Source organism: Marinobacterium profundum, assembly GCF_001528745.1.
In the GTDB taxonomy this organism is placed as follows: domain Bacteria; phylum Pseudomonadota; class Gammaproteobacteria; order Pseudomonadales; family Balneatricaceae; genus Marinobacterium_A; species Marinobacterium_A profundum.
The window spans coordinates 1-748 of the sequence record NZ_BCNS01000076.1; the positions used below are offsets into that span (position 1 = coordinate 1).

General features: G+C 62.0%; 1 protein-coding gene. It reads left to right on the forward strand.

All coding sequences use genetic code 11. From position 1 onward, the window contains the following. Positions 1 to 748 (forward strand): NAD-glutamate dehydrogenase domain-containing protein (locus MPRO_RS03550; protein ID WP_245635019.1); only part of this gene is annotated, 748 nt, incomplete at both ends.

The window sequence follows — 748 nt, forward strand, 5'->3', positions numbered from 1 at the left end:
CGAGCTAGAGGAGAGGGGATGGGGGAAGCGACAAAGGGGTATAAGGGCAAGGAGCGAGGCACGAGGGCGACCATTGGCAGCGGATATCCTGGCCGCGCTGGAGACCGTCGAAAACCTCGACGAAGACCGCATCCTGCGCCACTACCTGGGCGTGATCAACGCCATGCTGCGCACCAACTACTTTCAGGCCGATGAGGAGCGGGAAAAAGGTTACCTGAGTTTCAAGCTCAATACCCGCGCCCTGACGTTCGCCCCCGAGCCACGCCCGGCGTTCGAGATCTTTGTCTACGCACCCTGGGTCGAAGGCGTGCATCTGCGCGCTGGCCCCATCGCCCGTGGCGGCCTGCGCTGGTCGGACAGGCGCGAGGATTTCCGCACCGAAGTCATGGGGCTGGTCAAGGCGCAGATGGTGAAAAACTCGGTCATAGTGCCGGTCGGCGCCAAGGGGGGCTTCGTGCCCAAGCAACTGCCCGCAGGTGGCGATCGCAATGCTATCCAGGCGGAGGTGATTCGCTGCTACGAGACTTTTATTCGCGGCCTGCTGGATATTACCGACAATCGCGTTGGCGATGAGATAGTCACGCCGGCCAATGTCATTTGCCACGATGCGCAAGACCCTTACCTGGTGGTCGCGGCCGACAAGGGTACCGCCACCTTCTCCGATATCGCCAACCGCATCAGCGCCGAATACGGGTTCTGGCTCGGCGACGCCTTTGCCTCCGGCGGCAGCAATGGCTATGACCACAAG